This window comes from Lapidilactobacillus bayanensis (assembly GCF_003946695.1).
GTDB classification, from domain to species: Bacteria; Bacillota; Bacilli; order Lactobacillales; family Lactobacillaceae; genus Lapidilactobacillus; species Lapidilactobacillus bayanensis.
Window position 1 is genome coordinate 130,580 of sequence record NZ_RHOX01000003.1, and the last position, 8,436, is coordinate 139,015.

Sequence of the window (8,436 nt, forward strand, 5' to 3'; positions counted from 1 at the left end):
AAAATGAAATTAGTGTTTGCACATGATCATAAGCTTCGGAATATTAATGGTCGATATTATACCACCGGTGGCCTTTCGAATGAAATAATTAGCAAGTATTTAGATTTTTTTGATTCTGTAACCATTTTTTGTAGAGTAATCGAAAAGCAAGATTCTGATACTAGTCTTTCTGAGTTGACAAATTCGCGTGTTACGATTAAACCAACATCTTTTGATGGATCTTTGATCCCTAAGAGTAGTATTTTAAAACAAATGGAGCATGAGATATCTACTGCTGATGGACTAATTGTAAAACTACACAGTGTGGTGGCGGAGTTTGCAATTCATTACGCTCGGAAACATCACATTCCGTATCTGATTGAATGTGTGGGTGACCCCTGGGATGCATATTGGAATTACAATATAAAGGGGAAAATGATTGCACCTTTTATGACCCTTCTTACTAAAAGTGCACTTAAGAAGGCTCCATACGTTATGTATGTCACAAAAGAATATTTGGAAAAAAGATACCCCACCAATGGTAGGTGGATTGCGTGCTCCGATGTAGTACTCAAAAAAGCAAATACAGACGTATTAGAACAACGTCTATCGAGAATAAGAAATAATAGGATGGTATTCAAACTTGGAACGCTAGCACAAGTGGATGTTCGGTATAAAGGACAGGAATATGTTATTGAAGCATTGGCCGGTCTAAAAAAAAGAGGGTTAAAAATTGAATATGAACTTGTCGGTAGTGGAAATTCCAATCGTCTTCGTCAGATTGCAGAGAAGTTTGGTGTCGAAGATCAGGTAAATTTTCTAGGGACGATTGATCATTCTGATATATTCGACTGGTTGGACACAATTGACTTGTATATTCAGCCGAGTAAGCAAGAGGGATTACCACGTTCCTTGGCGGAAGCTCTTAGCCGGGCATGTCCAGCGATTGGTGCTGATGTTGGTGGGATAAGTGAGCTTATCAGCAAAGATTGCATTTTTCCAAAAGGAAACGTGAAAGAAATTGCGCAATTGATAGCCTCTGCAGATAAAAAATTTTTAATAAAGAATGCAAAAGAAAATTATAATAATGCGCAAAATTATGATGTGGAACTTCTCAGTGAGAAACGACGGAAATTCTATGAAGAGTTTTCGCAGATTTGTGCGAACTAATGAGATTAAAAGGAGACGTGAAAGCTTGCTTGATAGGATTGTAGCGGTTGTGGTTACTTATAATAAACCGGAGTTATTACAAAACTGCCTGAATTCGATCTATCAACAATCGCATCCGTGTGTGGATGTAGTATTGATAGATAATGGTGGATTCCAAGATACACAAAAAGTGGTCAGTAGATTTAACAATAAAGGTTTTAAAATTCACCATCATATAATGAACGAAAATCTTGGCGGTGCTGGTGGCTTTTATCAAGGCATAAAAGATTCGTTTAAATATGCACCTGATTTCGTATGGATTTTGGATGACGATACTATCCCAGAAAACACAGCTCTGGAACAATTAATTGAGGCCAAGAATTCTCTTAATGATATGGGTGTAAATGAAGTTGGACTACTTGCTAGCAACGTCTTATGGAAAGATAATAGTAAGGCAATCATGAATGTTCCTAAGTTTTCAACTGATGATAAAAAAGTGAATGGTCTGTTGCCAATAATTAGTTCATCTTTTGTTTCTATGTTAGTATCAAGTGACGCAATTAAATCGTTAGGTCTTCCAATTAAAGAATTCTTTATTTGGGGTGACGATGCAGAGTTCTCAAGGCGCATTTCAACTCGCTATTCTGCATACTGGGTTCAAAAAAGTAAGGTGATTCATATGATGGCAACTAATTCAGGACCAAATATTATTACGGAAAAAGACACGGATAGATTAGATAGGTATTTTTATGAATTCCGAAACCGAATCTATATATTACGTAAGTATGAAAATAACTATATGGTCTTGAAAAAGGTTCTTAAGAATATGTCCATAGCGGTCGTAGCACTATTTCAAAAAGACGGCGTAAAAAGGTTTAAAATCGTCTTGAATGGCACAGTTAGTGGCTTTAGTTTCAATCCGAAAGTTGTGAAGCTATAATTACTCAATATTTTAACGATTATAAAAATTATATTAGTAACCTGGAGAGTTGTCATGACATTTTATATAGTTGCACTTTTTGTTACGATAACTATAAGTATCTTTTTTGAATTAATAAAACCCAAAAGTTCAATTTCTCAAATAATTGCTTCTTTTATCATCTCTGTTCCGATGATAGTTGTTGCTGGATTGAGAACCGTTCAAGTGGGAACAGATATTTTAGTTTATGGACTACCTAATTTTAATGCTGCTGGTTCTTTTGCTTCGTTTGATTATTATCTAAATAGTGCTACGGCAGCCGGCGGAACAGAAATCGGATATGCAACTCTCAATTACTTAGTGTCACGATATACGAGTAATATTAACATTCTACTGTTTATTATTGCATCCTTGATAACTGTTCCAGTTGTATATGGATGTTTTCGTTTTGCAAATGCTCTTTCTATATCATTGACCGTTCAAATAGTCTTATACTTTGCTTTATTCTATGGTTTCTCATTAAACCTTATGCGGCAATGTATTGCGATTTCGTTGATCTTTTTGGGATTTTCATATTTTTCAATTAATGGAAGTTCAAAAAACAATCAATTAGTTGGTTATTCATTACTTATACTTGCATCGGTTTTTCACCGTTCTTCAATTGTTATGTTTCCAATTGTTATTTTTTTGTTTCCAGTGGAAATAAAAAATTCCCGTTTCAAAAAGATTATTAAGTTCCTTAAGATGATAATAATTGTAGCTATTGGTGTAGTAGCAGTAAGAATGATCCTGTCAAGTAGTTCCTCATTCGTTATTAAATACAGTCGCTATTTAGGTATTGGTGGTTCCAGCCCGCAAGGTGGACAGTCATTTTTTAAAACATTATTGTCAATAGCCGTCCCATTTTTAATACTTGTTCTATTTAATATGAAAAGAAATGATCAGATGGATATATATATCAATAGTAAAGAACAAAACGAAAGCTTTAATCTACGAAATATTTCTGTAATATTATTAATTGATATATTTTTTCAGTTAATCTCTATTTCAAGTGTCGTCATAGGAAGAATCGGTTTCTTTTTTAAGATATTTGAAATTGTTCTGATACCATTTGCAATAAAAATATATTTTGATAGGTCTGCCAAATGGGTGATAGATGTAATAATATGTTTATACTACATAACATTATTTACTGTCTTTACATTAAGTGGCTTTAATGGAATTTATCCCTATATATCAATTTTGTAGCTAAATACTTGAGAAAAGATGATGTTATGAATAAGGTTATTAATATTCTTAGTAGAGCAAGACGAAAATTTACTGTTATTACAAATTCGTATGTCAAACTACGCTTAAGTAATAATGATAAACCCAATCTTTTCGTTTTTGGCGTATCAAGTCAAATTAATTATGGCGATTTGGCGATTTCACTTGCACAAAGTAAATTTGTCCAACGATACTTAAAGAATTTTAACTATGTCGAAATTCTCGATTATCAGACGAGTAGTGGCATTAAGCAGGTAAAAAAATATATAACTTCGGATGATGTTGTTGCAATATCTGGAGGCGGGAACATTGGTAATATGTATATGTTTTCGGAAAATATTCGTCGACGCGTAGTAGAAAATTTTCCTAACAATCGTATTGTTAGTTTTCCGCAAAGCGCCTTTTTTACAGATAACCGAGAAGGATGTACAGAGTTAAAAAATAGTTCTGATATTTATGCAAAGAATAAAGAATTTATTCTTACAGCACGTGAAGATCGTTCAAGAGAACTTTTAGAAAACAACTTTAAGAACAAAATAATATTTACGCCAGATATAGTTTTGAGTTTACAATTACCTATTGCAAATGAAAAAAGATTTGGTGTTTTAGCAGTGCTTCGACATGACCGGGAAAAACAAGGGAGTGTAAATAAAAAACAGCAGGATGTTTTGAAAGCAATTTGTAAAATCCCTGCTTTAAAGCAAGTTAAACAATCAGATAATAATATAGATAAACCTCGCATTGTAAAAAGAAACGCACGACAAGGAATACTCGATAAAAGGTTCATGGAATTTAGTGAATCAAAATTGGTTGTGACCGACAGATTACATGGAATGATTTTTTCTGTAATTACAGGAACGCCATGCGTAGTTTTTAATAATTCAAATGGAAAAGTTAAACATTCATATATGAATTGGTTGGCAAATGAATCTAATATATTATTAGCAGATGATTTTGATTTATCGGAAATTTATGAATGGGTAGAAGTAACGATAAATAAATCATTTGCAATACCAGAATTAGGGTGCTTATATACACCTCTAATTAATGCGTTTAAGAATATTTCCGAGGTTAAATAAACCGTGGTAAATAAAAAGGATAATAAATATAATAAACTATTAAAAAATTCGGCAGTTTTTGCGATTGGTAATTTGGGAAGTAAGCTGATTCAGGTATTACTTGTTCCCTTGTATACGTATGTGCTCAGCACGAAGGATTATGGAACCGTCGATCTTTTGACTACGACTGTTAATTTACTTTTGCCCATCATTTGTTTAAGTATTTCAGATGGAATTCTTCGTTTTGTTATGGATCCGAACGAGGATAATAAAACAATTTACAGCAATGCGTTGTTAATAACATGTGTTGGTGCACTGATAGTATTGCTAATAGTACCCTTCTTTACCATCTTTAATATCAAAAATGTGTTTTTGACAGCGCTGCTTCTTGTTTTTCAATCATTTCAATCTTTAAATCAACAATTTGCTAGAGCAATTAATAAAGTAAAAATATTTGCATTTAACGGAATTTTAACGACATTAATTACAGCAGTGTGCAATATATTATTGCTAGTTATATTTCGTTTTGGAATAAATGGATATTTATGGTCAATGATAATTGCTTCAGTAGTTTCTAATGTTTTTTTATTTGTTAAGTTGCGATTAAATAGATATATTGTTTTTCAAACAATTAAATTAGAAAAGATTAAGGTCCTTTTGATCTTTTGTATCCCATTAATTCCTAATAGTTTAGCTTGGTGGATTAGTAATGCCTCCAGTCGCTATTTCATACTTTTATTTGTTGGGGTCAGTGCAAATGGGCTTTTCGCAGTTGCAAATAAAATTCCAAGTTTACTTTCTACTCTCAACACAATATTTTTTCAATCATGGCAAATGTCTTCAATCGAGGAATATAATTCATCATCAAAATCGATATTTTACTCAACTGTTTTTAGGTTTTATTCCGACTTTCTCTTTCTTGGTTCTAGTATAATACTCTTATTCTTACGGCCATTTATGCGGTTATTCGTATCGACAAGTTATTATAATTCTTGGAAATATGTTCCTTTTTTATTAGTGGCGATAATTTATTCCAGTTTTGCAACGTTCTTAGGAACTAATTATGTGGCTGCAAAACAAACAGCTGGTGCATTCACTACTACAATTGTTGGTGCAATATTAAATGTGGTATTGAACTTTATCCTTGTTAAACCGTTTGGTTTATATGGTGCAGGGTTAAGTTCGGCAATTAGTTATTTAGTTATGTGGTTGGTCAGAGTAAAGGATACACAGCGTTTTGTTGTGGTAACAACGCCCAAGCAAAGAATTATTGTCAATCAAATAATTATTATTTCACAAATCTTAGTTCTATTTTACGTGGAAAATATCATATTATCTTATATATACTTAACGGCATTGGTTTGTCTCGCGGTATATTATAATCGTTCGGTCTTTGTAACTGCTGTTCAAAATATAGCTCATAGGTTTAAGTGATAAATTTGTCTTGGATATTAGCTTAAGGTTTAAATTAAAAAGATTTTGCTTAAGATTAGGAGAAGTAATAAATGTCAAAATATCTAATCGTTGGTGCAGGTCTCTATGGCGCTGTATTCGCAAATGAGGCCGCAAAAAAAGGTCATCAAGTTACCGTAATCGAAAAACGCGCTCACATTGCAGGCAACGTTTATACAGAAGATGTTGAAGGAATTCAGGTACATAAATATGGTGCTCATATTTTCCATACTTCTGACAAAAAAGTATGGAACTATGTGAACCAATTTACTGAATTTAATCGTTATACAAACGCACCAATCGCTAATTATCACGGTGAAATCTATAATATGCCGTTCAACATGAACACTTTCAATAAACTCTGGGGCGTGGTTACACCGGCTGAGGCACAAGCTAAGATTGATGAACAACGCGCTGTTTTGAATGGTAAAGAACCGGCGAACCTTGAAGAGCAAGCGATCTCTTTAGTTGGTACAGATATTTATCAGAGGTTAGTTAAAGAATATACAGAGAAGCAATGGGGCCGTGATTGTACTGAGCTACCAGCTTTTATTATCAAACGACTTCCCGTTCGAATGACTTACGACAATAACTACTTCAACGATAAATATCAAGGTATTCCAATCGGTGGCTATACACAGATCGTTGAAAAATTATTGAATCTGCCAAATATTACAGTTGAATTGAACACTGACTTCTTTGCAAACAAGGAAGAATATTTAGCTAATGCTGATAAGGTTGTTTATACCGGCATGATCGATCAGTATTATGATTACAAACTTGGTGAATTGGAATATCGTTCATTGAAGTTTGATACAGAAGTACTTGATATGGAAAACTATCAAGGCAATGCGGTTGTTAATTATACAGATAAAGAACATGCTTATACACGAATTATTGAACATAAGCACTTCGAATATGGTACGCAATCTAAGACCGTTATAACGAAAGAATATCCTAAGGACTGGCATCGTGGTGATGAACCATACTATCCAGTTAATGATGATCGTAACGGAAAACTTTATCATGAATATGCTAAATTAGCTCGTGAAGATGGACAAGTTATCTTTGGCGGCCGGTTAGGTAGTTATCGTTATTACAATATGGATCAGGTTATTGCTGCGGCATTGTATGCTGCTAGAAAAGAATTGGATTAGTTTCATGAGGCCAGTACTGATTAACTGATCAATTCTGGCCTCATGAAAGTTAACTTCGACTTTATGACTAATTCTGACTCAGCAGACTTGAAACGAACTTTGTGTCACTGATCGTTTATCCTGCACGCTCATTCTAACGATATCTATAAATAGTTTCCATCTATTCGAATAATTGATACTAGTTCATTATAGATAATGGGAACTGTGAATTATGACCGCGGAATACCTACTTACATTCATCTTCCGGAAATGGGTTAATTAAGAAAATTAATATTCCATAACATAATTAAAATATCCATCTACAGACTTATCATCATCGAGAAACCTTATTTTTGATTTACTTTGCTAGCGATGGGGATCGTTATCATTTTATTTGTGTTTCTGATACCATTCAATAGTTCCAATGATACTTGTTCGTCTTCTGTTTGAGAATTGATTTGGGATTTTTTCGACGTGTAATGTTGTTGGGATAAAGTAGCTGGAGTGCATATCCTTTCTTAGACCTAAGATAATGGCGTGCTTATGATCCTCTTCTGAATAAAATACAATATCTAAGCGGAGTTTATTAGGTTTCATATCCGAGGTCATAATTGCTGTGTTTAGGTCTTCGTTAATAAAAATGGTATGAAGAAAATTATAGTTTAAGAGACGATCTTTGATGCGATAAAAATTCTGGTTTTTGCGTGTTGAACTATAAGTCATTTTCTCTGACTCGATCATTTTGATAATTGAAGAGGCATGTGAAGATTGATTGATTTTCTCCCAGCCCATTAGATGTGGTAGATCATTAACTGCAAATGATATTTTAATCGTTTCAATTTTTTTATAATTTGTGTGCAGTACCGCGATATTATTTACGAAGTTTCTTTTGTAATCGTTCAGTATTTTAAGATAGTCAATATCATTAGCAGAATTAATCTGATAGATATCTTTGTTTGCGAAGAAGATATTTAATTGGGTAGGCGGCGTATATTTCATAATATTATCCTCGATTAGTATAATTCAAAAAAGCCCGCATCCATAAATAAGATGCGGGACAAATTTTATGTACAAGAGGGCGGGTGTAGAGAAGTCCTACACCAAGACTAACGGGTAGATATAAAGCCTCACCCAGGCAATGTGATGCCCTTCAATCACATTCAACGTTGGACAAAGGACGGCTATTCAGACGACAACGTCCTCAAGATATATACTATATTGAGCAGTAGGTTATGTCAACCAACGATCATTAATTATTTGAAAATAGTCATTTAGTATCAAATTAAGTGTCCCACTATTTAAATACAATTTATTCAAGATTTTGTCACCACAAATAAAAATTTAAATATTTTCATTTTCTCCTTCCGTTTCACCCTCGCTCATACGTTAGTAATAGTGTAACTAAAGGTTGAAAGTATCAAAACAGACCGTAACCATTGATGTCAAACGGTTATGGCATATTATATTACTAGTTATC

7 protein-coding genes are annotated in these 8,436 nt (G+C 33.4%); 6 read left to right on the forward strand and 1 reads right to left on the reverse strand.

Going from position 1 to position 8,436, the window contains the following annotated elements:
• Positions 1 to 3: 3 nt before the first annotated feature.
• The 6 genes from EKM65_RS02175 to glf all read left to right on the forward strand — a co-directional run bounded on the left by EKM65_RS02175 (position 4) and on the right by glf (position 6,980).
• Complete coding sequence (locus EKM65_RS02175) at positions 4 to 1,149, forward strand: glycosyltransferase (RefSeq protein WP_125605042.1); 1,146 nt, start codon at positions 4 to 6, stop codon at positions 1,147 to 1,149.
• 25 nt (positions 1,150 to 1,174) lie between these two features.
• Positions 1,175 to 2,068, forward strand: a complete 894-nt coding sequence (locus EKM65_RS02180; RefSeq protein ID WP_164506778.1) for a glycosyltransferase — start codon at positions 1,175 to 1,177, stop codon at positions 2,066 to 2,068.
• Positions 2,069 to 2,122: 54 nt separating this feature from the next.
• Positions 2,123 to 3,295, forward strand: coding sequence for an EpsG family protein (locus EKM65_RS02185; protein ID WP_125605046.1), 1,173 nt, complete (start codon positions 2,123 to 2,125; stop codon positions 3,293 to 3,295).
• Between the two features lie 8 nt (positions 3,296 to 3,303).
• Positions 3,304 to 4,392 carry a polysaccharide pyruvyl transferase family protein gene (locus EKM65_RS02190; protein ID WP_125605048.1) on the forward strand — a complete coding sequence of 363 codons (1,089 nt, stop codon included), beginning with the start codon at positions 3,304 to 3,306 and terminating at the stop codon, positions 4,390 to 4,392.
• A gap of 3 nt (positions 4,393 to 4,395) precedes the next feature.
• The gene (locus EKM65_RS02195; RefSeq protein WP_125605049.1) at positions 4,396 to 5,805 is read left to right on the forward strand and encodes a lipopolysaccharide biosynthesis protein; all 1,410 of its coding nucleotides are present in this window, start codon (positions 4,396 to 4,398) and stop codon (positions 5,803 to 5,805) included.
• Between the two features lie 71 nt (positions 5,806 to 5,876).
• Entirely contained in the window at positions 5,877 to 6,980 is a 1,104-nt protein-coding gene (gene glf / locus EKM65_RS02200; protein WP_125605051.1) for a UDP-galactopyranose mutase, read from the forward strand.
• Positions 6,981 to 7,349: 369 nt separating this feature from the next.
• On the opposite strand, the gene EKM65_RS02205 is transcribed toward glf, so the two are convergent.
• Positions 7,350 to 7,958, reverse strand: a complete 609-nt coding sequence (locus EKM65_RS02205; protein WP_125605053.1) for a PBECR4 domain-containing protein — start codon at positions 7,956 to 7,958, stop codon at positions 7,350 to 7,352.
• Between the last annotated feature and the right edge of the window lie 478 nt (positions 7,959 to 8,436).